We start from the raw sequence: 20101 nt of genomic DNA, 5'->3' as shown, positions 1-20101 counted from the left end.
TCAGAGCATATTCGCCGCCATCTGGCGACGCATCCGACGGTCCTGATTCACTTCGCCGCAGCGCTGCCAACAACTACCCGGGCTGCGCTGGCGCCGGCGTCCCCCGTGCCTCGTGCACAAGCCGCCAGTCGAGTCCTTCCAGCAGCGCCGACAATTGCGCTGCCGACAGGCGCATCACACCGTCCTCGATCTTCGGCCAGCGGAAGGTCCCATCCTCAAGCCTCTTGGCGAACAGGCACAGGCCCGTTCCATCCCAGAACACCAGCTTGATCCGGTCCGCCCGCTTGGCCCGGAACACATAGACAGCTCCCGAGAATGGATCTGCACCCATGCTCTCGCGCACCAGGGTCGCAAGACCCTCCATGCCCTTGCGGAAGTCTACCGGCTTGGTCGCCACCATCACCCGGACCGCACCTGACGGACCGATCACCGGCTCACCTTCAGCGCCTGGACAATCGACGCAATCATCGCCGTATCCGCTCCACGACCGGCTCGGATCGTGATGCCGTCCACTTCAATCTCGATGATCCCGCTATCTGCCTTGCGCACCGTTTTGCGCTCCCGGTGAGCACTTGGCGCCGGTACCACTGCGTCCACCACCGCCGGCACAAACTGTACTTCGTTAGCTTCGGAATGACCGCCTGCTGCTTCTCGCAACTGACGTCGCCAGCCAAACAGCTGCTGCGGCGACAATCCATGCCGTCGAGCCACGGAACACACCGAGTCGCCACTCGCCACGATCTCCGCGACGATCCGCACCTTGTCCTCGTCGCTCCACTTCCGCCGACGACCGGCTCCGGTGAAGACCTCGAGCCGCCGCACCGGCTCCGTGATAGCAGTATGCACTGTGTCCATTCTAAGCCTAACGGTCCAAACCGAACCGCAGACTCGCAGATCACACCGTCATCCGGTAGGTGGCCGCTGAACAGCGCTTACACAGTACACGCCAAAACCAGGCGATGATGACTACCTCAAGAAGAACGATGTGCCTTGGATCAAAAGATTTGCTGCGGCCGGAGGCAGGGTAATCATTTCAGGTGACACCGAGATGAGACATGTGCCGCACGAGAGGCTGGCGCTGATCCAAGCCGGAATGCTTGTGTTCTTCTTCGACGGAAAATGGAGCCAGTGGAACTTCTTTCGCAAGTGCTCCCTGTTAATCCATCATTGGCCTGCTATAGCTGACCGGATCAAGAGAGGTAAGGCACCGGCGTTCTGGCACGTTCCGCTGAGCTGGAATGAGAAGGCCAAGCTGCGCAAAGTATCTACTGATGATCCGAAGAAGCTGAAGCTAGAGCGTAACGCAAGGCCACAACGCCCTGTTCGCAAGTCCCCTGCAACTAAGAAGACAGAGTCTCCACCTCCTGCGCGCGAACTCACGCTTTTCGATTTGATGGCTGTCCCGACCAAAGAAAGATGAGCTGATTACCACATGACGACCTTCATCATCGATTGCCCGCGTTGCAAAGCCAAAGTAGGGGCCGAACAGGGAGTCCACGTCGATAGTTCATACTTCGACGATGACGCAGGAGAGCCATATGGTCACCGCATCTCAGTTGGCAAATGTCTCCATTGTAAAATTGTCTTGGTGGGGCGTTCGGAACAGTTGCAGTTCCAAAATTATGAGGGCTCTGAATACGACACCTTCGGCGATATCGTTAGAGTTTACCCTAACCCTCCGAAATCATTTACGAGCTACCGCATACCGAGAACGCTCCGCCAATCTTTGCTCGAAGCTGATCTGTCTCTCCAAGTGGGTGCAAACATTGCGGCTTGCATGATGCTTGGACGGGCTCTCGAAGCATTGTGTCGAGACCTTCTTGAGCCGAAAGACAGCAAACCGGAAGCGTCACCCGGTGAGCCAAGTCGGAAAAAGTACCTCATGCTTGGAGAGGGCATCCGGCAATTGCATGACCGAAAAATCATCGATGAGCGACTATATGAATGGAGCCAGAGTCTTCACGCAATTCGAAATCTGGTAGCTCATCCAGAAGACATCACCGTTTCGCGTGAGGATGCCGAAGACTTGCAGGTGTTCGTCAATGCGATCACGGAATACGTCTACGATCTCACTGACCGTCACGAAGAGTTCAAGGAGCGGCAGGCGGAAAAAAAGAAACCTCGGAAGTCTCTCGCGGAGATGTTCGGCGGCATTTTGCCAACCCCGCCTGAGCGTGGGTAGCGGGCGTGCGACCGCCTCCGGCGGCTTTTTGGAACCAAGGTTGATAAGGACACTATAGGGACATCACCGCCGTAACTAATTGAAGTTTCTAACATTTTAAGACTATCCATTCTCCCACAAGGGGAGAAGGAAGAAAGTGCGCTCCTACTTCTTGGTTTTGGCCTTCTTCGCCTTCTTCACCGGCTTTTCCTTGGGCGCCTTCTTCTCCACCTTCACCGCGACCGGTGTGCTGGCGGCGATCCGCATCGACCGCGCGTAGCTGTCGGCGACGTTGTCGGCGGACATCTGCAGGCGCTTGGCGGCGGCAACGGCCTGCTCCATGGTGGCCTTGGCCATCATCTTGAAGCGGTCGCCGGTCTCCTTGCCCTTGGCCTTGGCCGCAAGGCCGTTGAATCGATCCCGGCGCTCCTTGGCGCGGGTCATCAGGCCCGTATGCAGCTGTCTGGCCAGTTGCCGGATCACGACATCCAGGTCGGCGTCCGCCATGTTGTTCTATCCTCTTCGAAAACGGTATCGATGCGGGCGGGACTATGCAGATCGGGCCCCACCTTGGCAATTCCCGGCCGCGCGTCATCCGCAGCTTCCGGTGACCAAAACAAAAAAGCCGCGCTGTGCGCGCGGCTCTCTGCCTTGGTTTTGCGCTGTCTGTCTTACTTCAGCGAGGCGACCGGGCCGCTCGCAGCTGCCGGATCGGGGTCGAAGCCGAACACCCCCACCAGATACTTGTAATAGTCCGGCAACTTCTCCTTGAGCGCCTCGCGCGACTTCGGGTCGTGGAATTCGCTCTTCCCGGCCAGGAAGATGCTGGCGGTCACCGCAAAGAATTCCATGTGATTCTTCAGCGCATAGGACTCCTTGGGCAGGAGATCCTTGGACTTGGCGTAGGCGTAATAGCCGATCACGCCTTTGTTGGCGTAGCCGTCCGGCAACAGCCGCGCATGGTAGGCGTGCAGGAGCTCGTGCAGCAGCACCGCTTCCTTTTCGTAACGCATCATATCCGGCCGCAGCATGATCACGCCGAGGCCGGAATCGACCGCGAGGTCGACGGCGTTCGGATTGCTCCAGCGCTGCTTGTTGGGGTCCCAGACCGTCAGCGTGCGGGGAGCGGTGCGCTGGATGTCAGGCGTGACCCGGCCGTAGCACGCGGTCGCGGCGCCTTCGTCGAGGCAGGCCAGCTCGCTGGCGATGATCGGGACGGTGCGGAAGAAGCGCAGCACGCGCGGCGAGAGGCCGGCAGCCTCGACCACGTCGATCTGGCTCTTCACATTGTCGGTGAGCTTGTCGACATCCTTGCGGTCGGAATTCTCCGACAGGTCGAACATGTAGCCGCGGTAGCTCTGGAAGCCCGGCGGTAACGCCTGCGCTGCGCCGGAGGACGGATCCAGCGGTCCGGCATGGGATGGATTGGCAAAGAGCGCGCCGACAATGGTCGCGGTCAGCAGCAACGCAATGCGCATGATGAACCCCCTGATGTCACTTCACGCGGCAGAATAAGCCGCCGTTGTTTGCGAAAAGTGAGTGGGGCGAGACTAAGGCAGCGATGTTGAGGCGTGCTTAATCGATCGTTGCGGATCGCGGAACTGAATTAGCGCCGAGTTAACCAAGCGTGGATTGCCCGCGCGCTTCGGCGTAGCATGCGGTCCGGGCACCAAGCCCTCAAACCAGATAGCCGGAAGCGAGGATGCCATGTATGCCGCCATCCGTCAGGCCAAGGCAAAAAGCGGGAGCGCCGAAGAGCTGGCGCGCCGTATCAAGGAAGGCGCCGTTCCGATCATCAGCGACGTCGACGGCTTCCGCGCCTATTACGTCGTCTATGCCGGTGACGACACGGTCACGGCGATTTCGATCTTCGACAAATTCGAGCAGGCGGAGGAGGCGAACAGGCGTGCGATCGCCTGGATCGAGAAGGATCTGGGCGCGCTGCTTGCAGGCGACGCCCGCGCCGCCGCCGGGCCGGTGATCGTGCATACGCTGGCGTAGGGATTGGGTGCAGCCGCACATTCAACTGTCATCGCCCGGCTTGACCGGGCGTCCAGTACTCCGAGACGGCAGGGATTGAACCGATAGGCCGCGGCGTACTGGATGCCCCGCCTTCGCGGGGCATGACAGCGGTGTGCTTTACAGCTCCCTCGCATTCGAGAATGCAAAGCTCGACACCCGCCGCGTCGTCTCGTCCAGGATCAGGGTGCGCGTGATCGGCGGCTCGGCGCGCTGGGCGCAGTTTTCGCGCTCGCAGAGACGGCAGTTGACGCCGATCGGCGTGCCCTCCGTTTTCTCCAGATCGATGCCGGCAGCGTAGACGAGGCGCGCGGCGTGACGGATCTCGCAGCCGAGGCCAATGGCGAAGCGCGGCTGTGGCAGCGGGTGCGGCGCGACGGGGCGGCGCACCATCTGCGCGATCGAGAAATAGCGCGTGCCGTCCGGCAGCTCGATCACCTGCTTCAGCAGGCGGTCAGGCGTGTCGAAGGTCGAGTGCACGTTCCACAACGGACACGTGCCGCCGAATTTCGAGAACGGGAACGTGCCCGACGAAAATCGCTTCGAGACATTGCCTGCATTGTCGACGCGCAAGAGGAAGAACGGGATGCCGCGCGCGTTCGGCCGCTGCAGGGTGGTGAGCCGATGGCAGACCTGCTCGAAGCCGGAATTGAAGCGCTGCGCCAGCAGATGGATGTCGTAGTTCAACGCTTCTGCCGCGGCCAGGAAGGCCGGGTAGGGCATCATCACCGCGGCCGCAAAGTAGTTGCCGAGCGTGATCCGGAATAGGCGGCGCGGTGTGTCGTCGAGCGCGCCGGCGCGGCCGATGATGGTCTCCAGATGCTGCGCGCATTCAACGAGGCCGAGCTGAAAGGCGAGCTGGAACGCGCGGCCGGGCGGGTCGACCAGTTCGGAGATCAGGAGCTGGCGCCGATGGCGGTCGAAGCGCCTCAGCGTCTCGCGCATCACGTCCACCGGCATGATGCGGGTCTGGATCGAATGCTTTTCGCGCAGCCGTGCCGCCAGTGCCGCATAAAGCTCTTCGGCCGGCACGTTCAGTCCGTCGCGCAGAGTCTCCGCGGCCTGCTCGAGTTCCGGAAAGTAGTTGCGGTTGGCCTCGATCAGCTCGCGGACGCGCTCGACCGGATTGGCCTCATAGCGGGTGCCGACGTCGCGGTCGGCCATTTGCGCCGCGGCCAGCGTCTCGCCCTGGCGGGCCTCGGTATAGGCGGCATAGAGCCGTTGCAGCGCATGGGTGACGCCGGGGCAAAGCTCGGCCAGATCGCGCAGTTCCTGCTTGGGAACGTCGATCTGGCGGAACAGCGGGTCGGAGAAGATCTCGTTGAGTTCGGCGAAGAAGCGGTCCTCGTCGGCGGTCGCGAGGTCGCGCAGGTCGAGGTCGTAGGTTTCGGCCAGCCGTAGCAGGATCTGCGCAGTCACCGGACGCTGGTTGCGCTCGATCAAGTTGACATAGCTCGGCGAGATCCCGAGCCCCTCGGCGATCTGAGTCTGCGACAGCCCCAATTGCTGCCGGATCCGCCGGAAGCGCGGGCCGACGAAGAGCTTCTTACCGGATCCGGCGGGCATTCTCAGGTCTCCAAAGTCGTAAGGCAGTCTTACTGACCTATATTCTTTACAAGTTTTACAAAGTGACATTTATTACAATCACCTATGTTACATGACATCACCATTCAAATACAAGACTACTATACGAGCTAGGCTTTCTCGCGTTTAGCTTCTGACACGCATCTCGCAATGCATTGTCAAGAATGTCGATGGCGGTGCCATCGTCGTGAAAGGATCAGGCACATGAATTACCAGCCCCGCGGCATCAGCACCTTCCAGGCCCCTGCCTCGTATCAGAGTGAGGTCGAGGCGGCCCGGTCGCTCCTTGAGACCCAGCCGACCTGGAACGGGGTGTCGGCCGAGGCCGTCGCCCGCATGCGCCTGCAGAATCGCTTCAAGACCGGCCTCGACGTCGCTCGCTACACCGCGGCGCTGATGCGGGCCGACATGGCCGCCTACGACGGCGACCCCACCAAGTACACGCAGTCGTTGGGCTGCTGGCACGGCTTCATCGCCCAGCAGAAGCTGATCTCGGTCAAGAAGCACTTTGGCAAGACCGATCGCACCTATCTGTACCTGTCCGGCTGGATGATCGCGGCGCTGCGCTCCGAGTTCGGCCCGCTGCCGGACCAGTCGATGCACGAGAAGACCTCGGTGCCGGCGCTGATCGAAGAGCTCTACACCTTCCTGCGTCAGGCCGATTCGCGCGAGCTGAACGATATCTTCCGCAACCTCGATAAGGCCCGCAAGGAAGGCGACAAGACCAGAGAGAAGGAGCTGATCGAGAAGATCGATAACTTCCAGACCCATGTCGTGCCCGTCATCGCCGACATCGACGCCGGCTTCGGCAATGCGGAGGCCACCTATCTGCTCGCCAAGAAGATGATCGAGGCGGGTGCCTGCGCGCTCCAGATCGAGAACCAGGTCTCGGACGAAAAGCAGTGCGGCCACCAGGACGGCAAGGTCACCGTGCCGCACGAGGTGTTCCTGGCCAAGATCCGGGCCTGCCGTCACGCCTTCCTCGAACTCGGCGTTGAAGACGGCATCGTCGTGACCCGCACCGACTCGCTCGGTGCCGGCCTGACCCAGCAGATCGCGGTCAGCCACAAGCCCGGCGACCTCGGCGACCAGTACAACAGCTTCCTGGATTGCGAGGAAGTGACCGCGGAGAACGCCCGCAACGGCGACGTCATCATCAACCGTAACGGCAAGATGATGCGTCCGAAGCGCCTGCCCTCCAATCTCTATCAGTTCCGCCCGGGCACCGGCGAAGACCGCTGCGTGCTGGATTGCATCACCTCGCTGCAGAACGGCGCCGACCTGCTCTGGATCGAAACCGAGAAGCCGCATATCGAGCAGATCGCCAAGATGGTCGACCGGATCCGCAAGGTGGTTCCGAACGCGAAGCTGGCCTACAACAACTCGCCCTCGTTCAACTGGACCCTCAACTTCCGTTGGCAGGTCTACGACGCCATGAAGGAAGCCGGGAAGGACGTCAGCAAGTACAATCGTGCCGAGCTGATGAAGCCGGAATACGACGATACGCCGCTGGGGAAGGAAGCCGACGAGCGCATCCGTACCTTCCAGGCGGATTCGGCCAAGCGTGCCGGCATCTTCCACCACCTGATCACGTTGCCGACCTATCACACGGCGGCGCTATCGACGGACAATCTGGCGAAGGAATATTTCGGCGACCAGGGAATGCTCGGCTATGTCAAGAACGTCCAGCGCGCCGAGATCCGTCAGGGTATCGCCTGCGCCAAGCATCAGAACATGGCCGGCTCCGACATCGGCGACGACCACAAGGAATACTTCGCCGGCGAGGCTGCCCTGAAGGCGGGCGGTGCCCACAACACGATGAACCAGTTCGGCTAACGCATCACGCTAATCGACAGGAGACGACAATGACCAACAGCAATTTCTGGGTGATCGGCGGCGAGTTCGGTTCGATGAACTTCCACAAGCTCGTGGAAGGTTCGGCCCAGGTGCAGGGTCCGTTCAAGACCCGCAAGGAGGCCGAGGACGCCTGGCGCTCGGTCTCGGAAGAGAACCGCCACAAGGCGGGCGTCCGCTTCTCGATCGTGGAAGAGCCGTCGCGGGTCTCGGCGTGACAATCTGAACTTGCATGCCAATCTGAATAAGAAGACGTCCAAGGACGGAGGGTCCCATCCGGCGCAAGCCGGGTGGGACCGTCTGTTTTTGGCACAGGTGAAAGACTTGTGGGCGTCGTAAGTCACTGGAATTGTAGGCCCTTTGCGGACACTTTGGTTGCTGATAGGTTAATCCCGCCAAGTGAGGACGAGGCCGCCAATGTCAGAGCCCGAGACCAGCGGGATCCATCCCAGCCAGCCGCGCCCGGTGCGGCTGCGCGATGCGCTGTTGCGCGCGCGGATCGAGGCCGCCGACCGGACCGGCGTCGTCGTCGATTTGCGCGATGCCGAGGTGGCGCGGCTCGAGATCCTCAACGATTCGCTCGATCCCCTGTTCGCGCAGGTGCCCGATCAGATCGACCTGTTCGACCGTGGCATCAGCCAGGGCGACACGCCCAGGCTCTGGATCGACGTCGTCGCGCATATCTTGATGGGGCGTGACAAGCGAATGTACCGCTTCGTGCAGGACACCCGCTTCGGCCGCATCGTGCTCGCCGAATCGCACGACACCGCTGTCATCGTCGAGGCCGTGACTGATTATGTCGCCCGCCGCATGATCGAACGCGAGCATGCGATGGTGGTCCCGCCCGAGCCGAAGCCCGAGCTAGCGCCGCCGCGGCGCCGCTCGCGCGTGTGGCCGTTCGTGTTCGGATTTGTGCTCGGCGCCGCCGCGCTGTTCGGTGTTGCCGTGCTCGCGGCGCTGCGGAGCTGGTGAGACGTTCGCCGTCGTCATTGCGAGCAATGACGGGCGGCCTCAAATCAATCTCACATGCTTGATCTGTCCGATCTGAAGTCCAACCCCCAGGCTCCGCACCGTCTGCTCGCAACGCCAGCCGGCGTTGTCCTTCTCGATCGTGAACAGATTGTAGGCCGCAGCCGGGGTGCGGCCGTGCGCGAGCGCGGAGGCCGACGGCACGCCGAGGGCCGGAATATTGCCGTTGGGTCCCTCGAACCACATCGTCGAATGAATGTGGTCGTGTCCATGCAGGATCAACTCGACGCCGTGGCGTTTCAAAAGCGTCAGCAGCCCGGCGGAGTCAGTCATGCGCTTGTGGCGCGCGCCGGACTTCAGGGGATGATGCACCAGCAGCACGCGAAAGACGTCCTCGGTTGCGAGCCGCTCGAGCACCTCTTCGAGCGCCGCGAGCTGTTCGCGTCCGAGCGCGCCTGTCGCCATCAACGGCAAGGTGGGCACCGCCGTGGACAGGCTGATCAGTGCGAGCGGCCCGCGCCGGCGCAGGCTCGGAAAGCCGATACGGCCATCGTCGCCCGCAAGATAGGGCGCGAAGGTTTCGCCGAAGCGATGAAAGGTAGCGCGGACATAAGCGTCGTGATTGCCGGGAATCGTGGTGACGCGGTCGGGCGGACCGACGCCGTCGAGCCAGGCGCGCGCCGGCGCGAACTCCGCCTCCAGCGCCAGATTGACGAGATCGCCTGTGACCGCGATGTGGTCGGGACCTTGCGCCTTCACGTCGGCGACAAGGGCGTCGAGCACCTCGCGGCGCTGGTATTTGTGACGGTTGCGCGTCCAGTTGACATAGCCGAACGCGCGCTTGCCGGCGAGCTCGATCAGCCGCGGCTTCGGCAGCGGCGGCAGATGCGGGTCGGACAGATGGGCGAGCGTGAAGGGAGCCATGGGGGGCGATTGCCTCGCTATTCGTCCGCTGTAATGGCAAGGTCGCAGGCTAGGTGCAAGCGGGGCATCAAGGGAGCCCGATGGGGGAACGTCTGAACAGCGTCCGACGGAAATTCGAGCCGCTGCTGCGGCGAATCTTCCACGCCTATTTCCTGCTGGTCCGCGGGATGACGCTCGGCGTCCGCGCCGTGGTGGTGGATGCCGACACCAGGGTGTTCCTGGTCAGGCACAGCTACGTCACGGGCTGGTATCTGCCCGGCGGCGGCGTCGATCTCGGCGAGACCATGGAGCACGCGATGCGCCGCGAGCTCAAGGAGGAGGGGGATATCGATCTCACCGGCGACGCCGTGCTGCACGGCATCTTCCTCAACAGCCACGTCTCCCGCCGCGACCATGTCGCGGTCTACGTCGTCAGGCAGTTCAAGCAGGATCGCCTGCCCGCGCCCAACCGCGAGATCGCGGAGTGCGGATTCTTCGCGGTCACTGCGCTGCCCGAAGGGACCACGCCGGGCACGCGGCTGCGGATCGCCGAAGTGCTGGACGGCAGGCCGCGGATTGCGACGTGGCGATGATGGCTGCCCGTGCTAGTAGATCGCCGCGCCTGCGGTGTCGGCGCATGGACGAGGGATGAAGATTGTCTGAATCGACGACGTCATGGCCATTTCGGGTCGCCGTGCTGGTGCCCTGCTACAATGAGGAAGCCGCCGTCGCGACGGTCGTCGCCGATTTCCGCAAGGCCCTGCCTGCGGCCGAGGTCTACGTGTACGACAACAATTCGACCGACCGTACCGCGGCGGTCGCGCGCGAGGCGGGAGCGATCGTGCGCAGCGAACGGCGCCAGGGCAAAGGCCACGTCGTTCGCCGCATGTTCGCAGACATCGAAGCCGACATCTACGTGCTCGTCGATGGCGATGCGACCTACGACGCGCCGAGCGCGTCGCGCATGATCGACCAGCTCCTCGACGAGCATCTGGATATGGTTGTCGGCCTGCGTGTCGATCAATCGCAAGCGGCCTACCGGCGCGGTCATCGCATCGGCAATCGGCTGTTCACCGGTTTCCTGGCATCGACTTTCGGCCACACCTTCAAGGACATCTTGTCCGGTTACCGCGTGTTCTCCCGCCGCTTCGTCAAATCCTTTCCCGTCCTGTCCGGCGGTTTCGAGATCGAGACCGAGTTCGCGGTCTATGCGCTGGAATTGTCGCTGCCGGTCGCCGAGGTCGGGACGCCCTATTATGCGCGCCCGGAAGGCTCCTTCTCCAAGCTCAATACTTGGCAGGATGGGTTGCGCATCTTCAACACGATGCTGAAGCTCAACCGGTTGGAGCGGCCGCTGCGCTTCTTTTCGGCGATCGGCATCGTCTTCGCGCTGCTGTCGATCGCTTTCGGATTGCCCGTGGTGATCACCTTCCTCGAAACCGGCCTGGTACCGCGCCTGCCGACCGCCGTGCTTTCCATGGGTCTGATGATCATGGCGCTGCTTTCGGCTTCGTCGGGGCTCGTGCTCGACACCGTGACGCGCGGGCGGCGGGAAATGAAGATGCTCGCCTACCTGTCCCAACCACCGCTCGGGCGGAGCTGAAATTGCCCCGGGGGCCGGGCGCAATCGTATGGACCGCTGCCCTCCAAGGTGATATCCCGCCGACGCGATGAACGATCTTTCCCTCACCATCCGGTCGGAAGCCGTCGGCGATGCTCAGGCGATCGAGCGGCTGCACGAACGCACCTTCGGACCGGGCCGCTTCGTGCTCAGCGCGTACCGCATCCGCGAGCACGTGGACCATGTGCTCGATCTATCCTTCACCGCCCGCGTCGGTACGTTGCTGGTCGGATCCGTCCGGCAATTGCCGATTTGCGTCGGCGACACGCCGGCGTTGCTGCTCGGGCCCCTGACGGTCGAGCCTCCGTTCCGCAGCCGCGGCGTCGGCCGGCTGCTGCTCGAGCGCGCGCTGAAGGATGCCAAGGCGCAGGGCCATCGCCTGGTGCTGCTGGTCGGCGACGAACCCTATTACAGCCGCGTCGGCTTCAAGCAAGTCCCCAAGGGACGCGTCACCATGCCGGGCCCGGTCGATTACAGCCGGCTCCTCGTCATCGAGTTGGTCGAGGGCGCGTTCGAAGGCGTATCGGGGCCGGTCGGTCCCGACTGGAGCAAGACGCGAACCTGACGCGCCCTCGCTTCGAAGCTCACATGAAGGTAGGGCAGTGCCGGTCGATCAGCAATATTACCGGGAAGTGGCGTCCGGGAGCACGGCGGAAAAGCTGCTGATCGCGGCGCGCGACCGCATCTACCAGGATTTCATCGCCCAGATGCAGCCGTCCTCGGCGGACGAGATCCTGGATGTCGGCGTGTCCGACGTGATCAACGACGGCGCCAACGTGCTGGAGCGAAGCTACCCGCATCAGCACAAGATCACGGCTTGCGGGCTCGGCGAAGGTATCGGGTTCAAGGCGGCTTTTCCGCTTTGCCGTTACGTGCAGATCGAACCGAATACACGGCTGCCGTTTGACGACAATGCGTTCGACGTCGCGACGTCCAATGCCGTGCTCGAGCATGCCGGCAGCCATGAAAACCAGGTGCTCCTGGTCGAGGAGCTTGGCCGCGTCGCGCGGCGGGTCTTCATCACGGTGCCCAACAGGTTCTTTCCGGTTGAGCACCACACGGCCATCCCGCTGGCGCACTATCTGGACGGCACCTTCAGGATCGCCTGCATGATCGCCGGCAAGTCGGAATGGACCGACGAGCAGAACCTGATCCTGATGACGCGAAAACGGCTGCTGGGGCTCGCCGCGCTGGTTGCCGAGTCTGCGAGTGCCAAGTCGTCCAACCCCATGTCCGCGGCTGTGGGCTACACCGGTTTGTCGCTCGGCCCGCTATCGTCCAATCTCTATCTTGCATTCCGCTGAAGCAGCGCCTCCCGCCCCAGCATGATCCCGATGAAGAAGATCCACACCAGCAAAGCCTTCTTCGTCGTGTTGTTTCTCGCGGTGCTGGTCGGCCATTTCTGGACCATGATGCGATGGAACGAGGCGCGCGGCGTCTATGACGACATCTGCTACCTGCGGCAGGCGCATCTGTTCCAGAGATTCGGGCTGGTGGAGGGATTCGACACCAGCCTCACCCGCGACGACGATGGCTATCAGAAAGCAAAGCTGAAGGAGATCGGCTACCCCGACTGGAACGATACGACCGCGGCGCCATGTCACAATCTGATGCCGGCCACGGGGAAGGTCGTCATTCAATACCCGCCGGGCGTCGGCCTCGTGTTGGCGTTGTTTCCGCCAGGGCACCAGGTCGCGCCCATGTACATGCTGGCGACCATTGTCGTCCTGGGCTTTGCGCTGTTTGCGCTTTCTCTCGCGCGCAGCATGAGGTTGGTCCTGATGGCCGGGACGTTCGGCTGTCTTGCGATCTACCTGATGGTCAATCCGGTCAAGGCGAGCTATTCGATGGCCCCGACGGTCGTCGTGTGCGCGCTCGTAGGATGTCTCACGGCGCGATGGCTGGCGGGCCCGCGATCTCAACCGAATATCTGGCTGCTGGCGCCAATCGGTTTCCTGCTCGGATTGACCGTCGACTTTCGATTGGCCAACCTTTTCCTGGCGTCGGGCTATGGTCTCTTTCTCCTCGTCGCGTTTCTTGCGAAGCGGACGATGTCCCGGTTCTTGCAGGGGCTTGTGTTCGGCGTCGCGTTGCTGGCCGGCGTGATCCCGACCATCGTCTCTTACGCCGTCAACGCCGGCAGTCCGTTCGCATCGACCTACGGCAACAATCCCGATGTCAGGCCACTGGATTTTTCGTTCGCGGTGGTCCGGGACTATCTGGCCGATCCGCTCCAGACCTTGCTGATCGTCATCGGAATCGCAGGCTCGATCTGGCTGTTGCGGCAGGCGAACGGCATTCGCCGCGTCGCGCTGCTCACGATCGCCAATCTGGCGCTCAACCTCGCCTTCTTCTTCACCTATCCGATCGCGACGCCGTACTACACGATTCCTATTTCTCTCCTGACATTGTGGACCCTGCTGTTTGCCGTGCTGTTTCAGGAGGCATCAGAGGGGGCCCCCGAAGCGGCCGCCTCAGCCACAGCACGATGAAGTCCGGCTAGCAATCGCGCTTTCAGAACTTGAAGTTCGCGAACGCCCGTACCCCGATGCCGGGCATCAACACCTCGTCCTTGGTGTAGGACACCGAGTTGCGGATGTTTTCGTTCAACAGATTGTTGCCGACGAGGCCGAGCAGCATCTCGCGCGCGCCGAATGCATTCGGGTTGAGCTTGGTCTTGTAGCTCACCTCGGCCTTCAAGAGATTGTAGCCCGGCGTCGGCGTCTCCGCGATCACCGCGACGTTGTTCTGAGCGAAGGCGTGCAACAGATTAACGCGCATCAGCCAGTTGTCGTCGCGCCAGAACACGCCGCCGCCCAGTCTCACCGGCGGAATGCGCGGCACATTGGTGCCGTCGGTGAAGGTGGCCCGGACCACGTCGAACTGGTTCTCGATGCCCCAGATGCCGCCCTGGAATGCACCGACGTCGAGCTGCGACTGGAATTCGCCGCCGCGGAAGTTCGCGTCCCGCTGCGAATAGACCGCCTGGTTCACCTCGGCGCCGGGCGTGCCGCACGAGGCAAAGTCGTCGTCGCACATCACGCCGGTGAGACGGCGATAGATGAAGTTGTTGAAATGCGTGTAGTAGACCGTCGCCTCGAAGCGGAACGGCCCCGTTGCCTTGCGCAGGCCGACCTCCACGGATTTCGCGGTCTCGATGGTGAGGTTGGGGTTGCCGATGTCGAAGGTCGCGGTCGCATCATGTGCGCCGCGCGAGAACAGCTCCGCCGCCTTCGGCGCGCGCTCGACGTATTGCGCGGTGATGCTGCCGACCAGGCCGCCCGGCAGGTCCTGCAACAGGCCGATGCTGCCGCTCTTCGGCGTGAAGGACGGATTGCGACCGATACCCGCCTGCGGCGTGCCGTCGGGCAGGAAGTCCGCGGGAAAATCCGGCGTCGTGCCGTGCAGCTCGACATGCTCGATGCGGCCGGCGATCTGCGCCCGCGTCGCTTCCGTGAACTTGAACTCGTTGAAAGCATAGCCCGCAACGCGCGTGCTGTTGTTCGGGTCCCACAGGCCGTTAAACAGCGTGCCCGGATTGTCCGGGCTCGGCGCGCTCAATTCCTGATGGCCGACCTGGAAGCCCAGCGCCGTCGTTACCTCGGCGAAGCGCGCGTTGAACGGCATCAGCTGCACCTCGGTGCGGATCTCCTGCTCCTTGTTGGTGAAGGTTTGCCGCACGCCGTCGGTGTTGGGATCGGCGGGATCGGCAAGCCCGATCTCGTTGTGTCGGTAGTCGGTCGCGTCGGCCCAGAAGCGAACGACATCGATGGCCGTAGCGTCGGGATGGTACTCGCCCTTGACGTTGATCTTGGTCTGATGGCCGTCGATGCGCGTGTTGTGGTCGGCGCCGTCGACGCCGGGGATGTGGTAGAGCGCGTCGTTCTGCGTGATCGCCGCACCGATATAGCCGCCCTGGAAGAAGTAGGAGCCGCCGATCGAGGCGCCGTCCGAGCGCGTCGCCGAGTTGGGCTGGCGTCCGTTGGCGACGGACCGGGTCTGGTCATTCAGGTACGGGTAGCTCGGGATGCTATAGTCGGTGGTGTTGCGGCCGTAGACGTCGGCATGGAAGGCAAAATTGCCGCCGCCGGTGTCGAGCAGCACGCCGCTTTCGACGCCGCGGTCGACCGAACTGAACGCGCTGCGCGTCTCGGCGCTGACGCAAGGCGAAGTCGCGGCCGCTGCGAGCGGCGCCTTGACCGGCAGGCCGAAGCTCTGGAACGGCTGGGCACCGCAGTTCGGCAGCGCATCCGGAATCCGGTTGTTGGTGGCGCTGACGACGCCGCCGATCGAGGTCGAGCCATAGCGCAGCGCAGCCGGCCCGCGTACCACCTCGACCTGGTTGGTCGCGAGCGGATCGATTGGAACGAAGTGATCCTCGCCGAGATCGGAGGCGCCGCCGGCATTGGTGCCGTTCTCGACGATGCCGACGCGGTTGACGTCAAGTCCCCGGATGATCGGCCGGCTGGAGGCGCCGGGCGCGAAGCTCGATCCGGTGATGCCGGGTTTCGAGAACAGGAGGTCGCCGAGCTGGCCGCCGCCCTCGCGGCGGATCTCTTCGTTCGGCACCACCGTGACCGTCGCGAACTGGTTGGTCACGATGGGCAGCACGCCCTGCTGAGGTGCGGCCGGCGTGGAGGTTGCCGGCGTGGCGTCCGCAGCGCGTTGGTGGCTGCGTGCCCGCGCGGTTCGGGTGGGACGACCGGGGTTGCGGGTCGGCACCACCGCCCTGCGCACGATGGGGCTCGGAGCCGTCACGGTGACGGCGGGGATCTCGGTCGATGACTTATCCTCGGCCAGCGCCGAGGTGGCGGCGCCGAGCAGGAGCAGGCTTGCTCCGCCAAGGCGCTGCGCGCGCCGCAATTTGAATGACATGGTCCTGATTCCAGTCAGGCGCCGTCCGCATGTTCGTCTGCTGATCGGAGGCGGCCTGCCGTCGCTGCGCGACGGAATTCGACTTCAGCTGCTCCCGGGAATGCGCCTGAAAGCGGCGAGCCCGGGCGTGATCAAGCGTTGTGGAAGTCAGGACGCGGGAGGGGCGCGGGGCTGGAATGCCGTACCGGCCGATTTCAGGTGGACGAATTCGGCGTCGGTGGTGCGGTAGAGCAGGTCGATCGCCTGCGGCAGCAGCAACACAGGCGGCGCCGCGAACAAGACGGTGCCCGCCATCGCGACCAATGCGCAGATCGCGCAATTGTCCTCGCCCGGTTGCTCCCTGTCGGGAGCCAATGGCGATTGCCTCTCGACCGCGGAACGGTCGATCGAAGCGGGAGCTTGGGCGCCGTCGGTCTGCTGCAGCGAGGACTGGGCGAGGGGAGCCGCCTGGGCGAACCAATGGCTGTGGCCGAACGTCAGCGCGAACTGCACCAGCATCGCGAAGATCGCGAGCCGGGCGCCGTGCCTGATATTCGACCGGAACCACTTCATCTGGAAACGCCACCCCACATCGCGAGGTATCATCCCCTGATCCCGCGATGTTATAATGTAACATCGCGCAATCCGTCAGCGGATGTCAACCGCTGTCGAGCCGACCCGAGCGGGCCGGCTCCTTGCCGTGTCGTGCAGGCAACTGAAAGCCTAGGCTGAGGACCTGTCAAACGGCTTACGCGGACGGCGATTGGACTCAGTGTCAGCGCGAGCAGGTGGCATCAGAGCTTTTTGCTCCGGAGCCAGGTGCGGATGGCCTCGATGTGTTCTGCCTTGCGCTCCAGCGGCAGCCAATGCCCTGCGGGCATGCTCGTTACGGTCAGGTCCGGGCAGGTGGCGCGCATCGGGTCACCTTGGCGATTTCCGGTGATGCTGCAGATCTGATCAAAGTCGCCGTTAACGAACAGCACCGGCTGCGACAGGCGGCCGCCATTGAGTGCCTTGCGCGCATAGGCGATGTTGGCGTCGTCGTTCATGTACCACGCGCAGGATGGGCGGAAGCCATGAGCCTTGAACGTCTGCACCAGCACGTCGAAGTCCGCCGGCGGCCAGAGAGCCGAATCGGGCTCAGTCGGCGGAGCGCGGTGCGCGGCGCCAAAGCGCCCTCCATTGCGCGTGACCATCGCATTCGGCGAAACCTTGCCGATGCCGGCGGGGTCGCCTGGCCGAAAGATCGACGCCAGCGATGCTGCCAAGTCTGCATCGAGGTCGGCGACTGCCGCCTCGAAGTGCGTGTTGTAGTAACGGTAGTAATCCCATTGGCCATCCGGATATTGGTCGACCGGATAAATCGTCCGGTCGACCAGCGGGACGACTGTGCGCAGGGCGTGCCCGTCGGGTTGATATGCCAGCGAGGTCAGCACGACTCCGCGGCTGCGCTTTGGCTGATGCGCGACCAACTCACCGACCACAACACAGCCCCAGTCGTGGCCAACCCAGATCGCAGGCTTGCCGCCCAGGTGATCATGGAGTTCGGCCATGTCCGTCACGATTTCCTCGATGGTATAGGCGTCGTTGGCTGCAGGCGTGGAAGAGCCGCCGTAGCCGCGCAGATCGGGAGCGACGCAGTGCCAACCGTCGGCGGCAAACGCTTCCATCTGCGCGCGCCACATCAAACTGATGCTCGGCCAGCCATGGACGAAAATCATCAACGGTCTGTCGACCGGCCCGCACTCGATATAGCGCGTTGTCTGACGAGGCGAGCTGAACGTGCGCTGGTGAAGTGGGTCTGTCATGGTCGAGTAACTCCGCTTCTCATCGAACGCTCGCACTGTTTAAGTGCTGCGAAGGGCTGCGTTCAGAACTGCTCTTGTCCGCTGCGGGCGATGCCTGGACAGGGACACGCCTGCCCAGGGTCGAGGAAGAACCGCCTCCAGATTTCACAACGTGCTACATGCGACCGAGTTCGGGGTCGAAGGCGTTATGGAGCTTCCGGCGAAGAAGTGACGATGGGATTTATCCGACTAACGGGAAGCGAAGGGACGCGCGTAAGCCGCCTAGCGCCCCTCGCGCATCCACGTCGCAGCAAACGCGCCGAGCAGCAGCAACAGCCCGATCAGGCCGGCGAAGATCGGCAGCACGCCGACGCCCTTCACCACGCTGGCGTCGCGCATCCGCACGCCCATCCAGCCGTCGCCATGGAAGACGCTCGCCGAGCGGACCGGCAGAATGCGCGGCAGCTCGACGCTGGCGCCGTCGACCACGCGCACGGCGTCACCGCCGGTCGCCTGGGTCAGCGGCTTCAACGTTTCGGTGGTGGAGGTGACTTCCGAAAACTCCTTCGGATTGGTCGGGCCGACATTGATCAGCGCCTTCAGCGTGCCGTCGGTGGCCTGCCACAGCCCGAGCTCGCTCGCCGGCAGGCTGGCGCGCCATTCGCCGGGATCTCCGGCTGCAAGCGTCAGGTCGCGCGACACGCCCGACGGCGAGGTCACACTCACCGGCTGGACGCTGTCCGCCATGGTCTGGCGCACCACCACGAGATTCTTGCCCTGCACCTGCAGGCGCAACGCTTCCTCGTCCAGATCAGGCTGCTTCATCAGCCAGTGCGACATCCGCCGCAACAGGTCGAGATGCGGACCGCCGCCTTCATAGCCGCGCGCCCACAGCCAGATGTGGTCGGAGAGCAGCAGCGCGACGCGGCCCTCGCCGAAACGCGACAGGAACAGCAGCGGCTTGCCGTCGACGCCCGTCATGACGGGCGGGTTGACCGCATTGCGGGTATCGACGGTGCGGAAGAACCTGCTCCAGCGCGGCGGCTCGGAGGCGGAGCCCTCGAGGCCACGCGTGACGGGATGGCGTTTGCCGACGTCGGACAGATGCGCGTAGAACGGCTTTTCCGTCACCCCGACCGGTTCGGCGGGCAGCACCGAATCCAGCGGCGTGCGCCAGATGCTGGTGTTGGAGGCGTAGTCGGGGCCGGCCGAGACCAGCACCGCGCCGCCGGAACGCACGTAGCGTGCGATGTTGTCGAAATAAGCGATCGGCAGCACGCCCTGGCGGGCATAGCGGTCGAAGATGATCAGCTGGAATTCGTTGATCTTCTGCTGGAACAGCTCCCGGGTCGGAAACGCGATCAGCGACAATTCGTTGATCGGCGTACCGTCCTGCTTCTCCGGCGGCCGTAGAATGGTGAAGTGGACGAGATCGACGCTGGCATCGGATTTGAGCAGATTGCGCCAGGTGCGCTCGCCGGAATGCGGCTCGCCCGAGACCAGCAGCACGCGCAGCTTGTCGCGCACACCGTCGATGGCGACGACGGCGCGGTTGTTCACCGGCGTCAATTCCCGCTCGAGCGGCGAGGCCTCGATCTCGACGATGTTCGGCCCGGAATGCTTGATGTCGACGTCGACGCTTGCGCTCTGGCCGCTCGAAAGCGTGCGCTCGTTGATGACCTCGCCGTCTCTGCGGACCGTAACCTTGGCGCGCTCGCCGCTGACGCCCTGGTCGTCGAGGCGGTAGGTGATGGTCTGGGGCTGCCCGACGATACCGAAGCGCGGCGCGGCGATGACCGCAATACGGCGGTCGCGCTCGTCCTTCTGCCCCGTGATCAGCGCATGCACCGGCGCCTGGAAGCCGAGCCCGGCGGCGTTGGCCGGAATGTCGTGGACGCGGCCGTCGGTGATCAGGAACGCACCGGCGACGCGGTCGACCGGCACGTCCGACAAGGCCGAGGCCAGCGCCCCGAACAGCTTGGTGCCGTCGGTCTCGCCGTCAGCCTGTCCGGCATCGACGACGCGGACCTCGAGCCCCTTGATCTTCTTCAGGCTGTCGACCAGCGCTTCCTGCGCCGTTGCGGCCTCGCGATTGCGATTGCCGAAATTCTGGCTCGGGCTCTTGTCGACGACGATTGCGGCGACCGAGGTGAGGGGATCGCGGTCCTCGCGGGTAAAGGAGGGATTGGCGAGCGCCAGCAGGAACAGCGCCAGCGCGGCCACGCGCACGGCAGCGCCGCGCGCCCGCGCCAGCAGCAGCACGAGCGCGATGACGGCGATCGCGGCCAGCGCGAGCCACAGGACGATCGTGGGAACAAGCGGCGTGAATGCGATGCCGTAATTCATATC

The 20101-nt window shown here is 63.5% G+C and carries 21 protein-coding genes; 11 read left to right on the top strand and 10 right to left on the bottom strand.

The window, feature by feature from the left end:
• Window positions 1-73: 73 nt before the first annotated feature.
• The gene (tnpB, locus tag IVA93_RS28350; RefSeq protein WP_247295361.1) at window positions 74-430 is read right to left on the bottom strand and encodes an IS66 family insertion sequence element accessory protein TnpB; all 357 of its coding nucleotides are present in this window, start codon (window positions 428-430) and stop codon (window positions 74-76) included.
• Complete coding sequence (gene tnpA / locus IVA93_RS28345) at window positions 427-855, bottom strand: IS66-like element accessory protein TnpA (RefSeq protein ID WP_018459013.1); 429 nt, start codon at window positions 853-855, stop codon at window positions 427-429. Before tnpA ends, tnpB begins: the two co-directional genes overlap by 4 nt.
• 130 nt (window positions 856-985) lie before the next feature.
• On the opposite strand from tnpA, the gene IVA93_RS28340 reads away from it, so the two are divergent.
• Both IVA93_RS28340 and IVA93_RS28335 read left to right on the top strand, forming a co-directional pair.
• Window positions 986-1420, top strand: a complete 435-nt coding sequence (locus IVA93_RS28340) for a PIN-like domain-containing protein (protein WP_247541858.1) — start codon at window positions 986-988, stop codon at window positions 1418-1420.
• Window positions 1421-1432: 12 nt separating this feature from the next.
• On the top strand, window positions 1433-2182 hold the full coding sequence (locus IVA93_RS28335; RefSeq protein ID WP_026232683.1) for a DUF4145 domain-containing protein: 750 nt from the start codon (window positions 1433-1435) through the stop codon (window positions 2180-2182).
• A gap of 144 nt (window positions 2183-2326) precedes the next feature.
• Here the strand turns inward: IVA93_RS28335 and IVA93_RS28330 are convergent, their stop codons facing one another.
• Both IVA93_RS28330 and IVA93_RS28325 read right to left on the bottom strand, forming a co-directional pair.
• Window positions 2327-2668 (bottom strand): hypothetical protein, encoded by a 342-nt coding sequence (locus IVA93_RS28330; RefSeq protein WP_018454971.1) that lies wholly within the window; start codon window positions 2666-2668, stop codon window positions 2327-2329.
• Between the two features lie 164 nt (window positions 2669-2832).
• On the bottom strand, window positions 2833-3639 hold the full coding sequence (locus IVA93_RS28325; RefSeq protein WP_018454970.1) for a hypothetical protein: 807 nt from the start codon (window positions 3637-3639) through the stop codon (window positions 2833-2835).
• 229 nt (window positions 3640-3868) lie between these two features.
• Between IVA93_RS28325 and IVA93_RS28320 the strand changes: the two genes are divergently transcribed.
• Window positions 3869-4162: an antibiotic biosynthesis monooxygenase gene (locus IVA93_RS28320; RefSeq protein WP_007607017.1), complete on the top strand. Its 294-nt coding sequence runs from the start codon at window positions 3869-3871 to the stop codon at window positions 4160-4162.
• A 138-nt stretch (window positions 4163-4300) separates the two neighbouring features.
• On the opposite strand, the gene IVA93_RS28315 is transcribed toward IVA93_RS28320, so the two are convergent.
• A complete protein-coding gene (locus IVA93_RS28315) occupies window positions 4301-5746 on the bottom strand; it encodes a helix-turn-helix domain-containing protein (protein ID WP_018454969.1) in 1446 nt (481 codons plus the stop codon).
• 222 nt (window positions 5747-5968) lie between these two features.
• On the opposite strand from IVA93_RS28315, the gene IVA93_RS28310 reads away from it, so the two are divergent.
• The 3 genes from IVA93_RS28310 to IVA93_RS28300 all read left to right on the top strand — a co-directional run bounded on the left by IVA93_RS28310 (window position 5969) and on the right by IVA93_RS28300 (window position 8590).
• A complete protein-coding gene (locus IVA93_RS28310; protein WP_018454968.1) occupies window positions 5969-7600 on the top strand; it encodes an isocitrate lyase in 1632 nt (543 codons plus the stop codon).
• 29 nt (window positions 7601-7629) lie between these two features.
• Window positions 7630-7836, top strand: a complete 207-nt coding sequence (locus IVA93_RS28305; protein WP_007595122.1) for a DUF4170 domain-containing protein — start codon at window positions 7630-7632, stop codon at window positions 7834-7836.
• Window positions 7837-8035: 199 nt separating this feature from the next.
• Window positions 8036-8590: a hypothetical protein gene (locus IVA93_RS28300; protein ID WP_018454967.1), complete on the top strand. Its 555-nt coding sequence runs from the start codon at window positions 8036-8038 to the stop codon at window positions 8588-8590.
• 39 nt (window positions 8591-8629) lie between these two features.
• Here IVA93_RS28300 and IVA93_RS28295 read toward each other — a convergent pair whose 3' ends face one another.
• A complete protein-coding gene (locus tag IVA93_RS28295) occupies window positions 8630-9511 on the bottom strand; it encodes a metallophosphoesterase family protein (RefSeq protein ID WP_018454966.1) in 882 nt (293 codons plus the stop codon).
• Between the two features lie 80 nt (window positions 9512-9591).
• Between IVA93_RS28295 and IVA93_RS28290 the strand changes: the two genes are divergently transcribed.
• From IVA93_RS28290 to IVA93_RS28270, 5 genes are all read left to right on the top strand, one after another.
• On the top strand, window positions 9592-10083 hold the full coding sequence (locus tag IVA93_RS28290) for an NUDIX domain-containing protein (RefSeq protein WP_018454965.1): 492 nt from the start codon (window positions 9592-9594) through the stop codon (window positions 10081-10083).
• A gap of 62 nt (window positions 10084-10145) precedes the next feature.
• The gene (locus IVA93_RS28285; protein WP_026232850.1) at window positions 10146-11093 is read left to right on the top strand and encodes a glycosyltransferase family 2 protein; all 948 of its coding nucleotides are present in this window, start codon (window positions 10146-10148) and stop codon (window positions 11091-11093) included.
• A gap of 67 nt (window positions 11094-11160) precedes the next feature.
• Window positions 11161-11676, top strand: coding sequence for a GNAT family N-acetyltransferase (locus IVA93_RS28280; RefSeq protein WP_018454963.1), 516 nt, complete (start codon window positions 11161-11163; stop codon window positions 11674-11676).
• 37 nt (window positions 11677-11713) lie between these two features.
• Entirely contained in the window at window positions 11714-12415 is a 702-nt protein-coding gene (locus tag IVA93_RS28275; RefSeq protein ID WP_018454962.1) for a methyltransferase domain-containing protein, read from the top strand.
• 30 nt (window positions 12416-12445) lie between these two features.
• Window positions 12446-13603 (top strand): hypothetical protein, encoded by a 1158-nt coding sequence (locus tag IVA93_RS28270; protein WP_240543335.1) that lies wholly within the window; start codon window positions 12446-12448, stop codon window positions 13601-13603.
• 22 nt (window positions 13604-13625) lie between these two features.
• On the opposite strand, the gene IVA93_RS28265 is transcribed toward IVA93_RS28270, so the two are convergent.
• The 4 genes from IVA93_RS28265 to IVA93_RS28250 form a co-directional block, all read right to left on the bottom strand.
• On the bottom strand, window positions 13626-15986 hold the full coding sequence (locus IVA93_RS28265; RefSeq protein WP_247542170.1) for a TonB-dependent receptor: 2361 nt from the start codon (window positions 15984-15986) through the stop codon (window positions 13626-13628).
• Window positions 15987-16133: 147 nt separating this feature from the next.
• Window positions 16134-16538, bottom strand: a complete 405-nt coding sequence (locus IVA93_RS28260) for a DUF2946 family protein (RefSeq protein ID WP_018454959.1) — start codon at window positions 16536-16538, stop codon at window positions 16134-16136.
• Window positions 16539-16759: 221 nt separating this feature from the next.
• On the bottom strand, window positions 16760-17773 hold the full coding sequence (locus IVA93_RS28255; protein ID WP_026232849.1) for an alpha/beta fold hydrolase: 1014 nt from the start codon (window positions 17771-17773) through the stop codon (window positions 16760-16762).
• A 261-nt stretch (window positions 17774-18034) separates the two neighbouring features.
• Window positions 18035-20098, bottom strand: a complete 2064-nt coding sequence (locus tag IVA93_RS28250) for a membrane protein (RefSeq protein WP_018454957.1) — start codon at window positions 20096-20098, stop codon at window positions 18035-18037.
• Between the last annotated feature and the right edge of the window lie 3 nt (window positions 20099-20101).

This window comes from Bradyrhizobium sp. 155 (assembly GCF_023101105.1).
GTDB classification, from domain to species: Bacteria; Pseudomonadota; Alphaproteobacteria; order Rhizobiales; family Xanthobacteraceae; genus Bradyrhizobium; species Bradyrhizobium canariense_D.
Note: the sequence above shows the minus strand (reverse complement) of the source record. Positions and strands in the feature narration are given on the sequence as shown.

Coding starts and splice junctions, on each gene's coding strand:
- IVA93_RS28260 (WP_018454959.1), bottom strand. CDS start 16,538: ATGAAGTGGTTCCGGTCGAATATCAGGCACGGCGCCCGGCTCGCGATC.
- IVA93_RS28305 (WP_007595122.1), top strand. CDS start 7,630: ATGACCAACAGCAATTTCTGGGTGATCGGCGGCGAGTTCGGTTCGATG.
- IVA93_RS28300 (WP_018454967.1), top strand. CDS start 8,036: ATGTCAGAGCCCGAGACCAGCGGGATCCATCCCAGCCAGCCGCGCCCG.
- IVA93_RS28310 (WP_018454968.1), top strand. CDS start 5,969: ATGAATTACCAGCCCCGCGGCATCAGCACCTTCCAGGCCCCTGCCTCG.
- IVA93_RS28325 (WP_018454970.1), bottom strand. CDS start 3,639: ATGCGCATTGCGTTGCTGCTGACCGCGACCATTGTCGGCGCGCTCTTT.
- IVA93_RS28255 (WP_026232849.1), bottom strand. CDS start 17,773: ATGACAGACCCACTTCACCAGCGCACGTTCAGCTCGCCTCGTCAGACA.
- tnpA (WP_018459013.1), bottom strand. CDS start 855: ATGGACACAGTGCATACTGCTATCACGGAGCCGGTGCGGCGGCTCGAG.
- IVA93_RS28330 (WP_018454971.1), bottom strand. CDS start 2,668: ATGGCGGACGCCGACCTGGATGTCGTGATCCGGCAACTGGCCAGACAG.
- IVA93_RS28335 (WP_026232683.1), top strand. CDS start 1,433: ATGACGACCTTCATCATCGATTGCCCGCGTTGCAAAGCCAAAGTAGGG.
- IVA93_RS28265 (WP_247542170.1), bottom strand. CDS start 15,986: ATGTCATTCAAATTGCGGCGCGCGCAGCGCCTTGGCGGAGCAAGCCTG.
- IVA93_RS28315 (WP_018454969.1), bottom strand. CDS start 5,746: ATGCCCGCCGGATCCGGTAAGAAGCTCTTCGTCGGCCCGCGCTTCCGG.
- IVA93_RS28320 (WP_007607017.1), top strand. CDS start 3,869: ATGTATGCCGCCATCCGTCAGGCCAAGGCAAAAAGCGGGAGCGCCGAA.
- IVA93_RS28295 (WP_018454966.1), bottom strand. CDS start 9,511: ATGGCTCCCTTCACGCTCGCCCATCTGTCCGACCCGCATCTGCCGCCG.
- IVA93_RS28290 (WP_018454965.1), top strand. CDS start 9,592: ATGGGGGAACGTCTGAACAGCGTCCGACGGAAATTCGAGCCGCTGCTG.
- IVA93_RS28280 (WP_018454963.1), top strand. CDS start 11,161: ATGAACGATCTTTCCCTCACCATCCGGTCGGAAGCCGTCGGCGATGCT.
- IVA93_RS28250 (WP_018454957.1), bottom strand. CDS start 20,098: ATGAATTACGGCATCGCATTCACGCCGCTTGTTCCCACGATCGTCCTG.
- IVA93_RS28270 (WP_240543335.1), top strand. CDS start 12,446: ATGAAGAAGATCCACACCAGCAAAGCCTTCTTCGTCGTGTTGTTTCTC.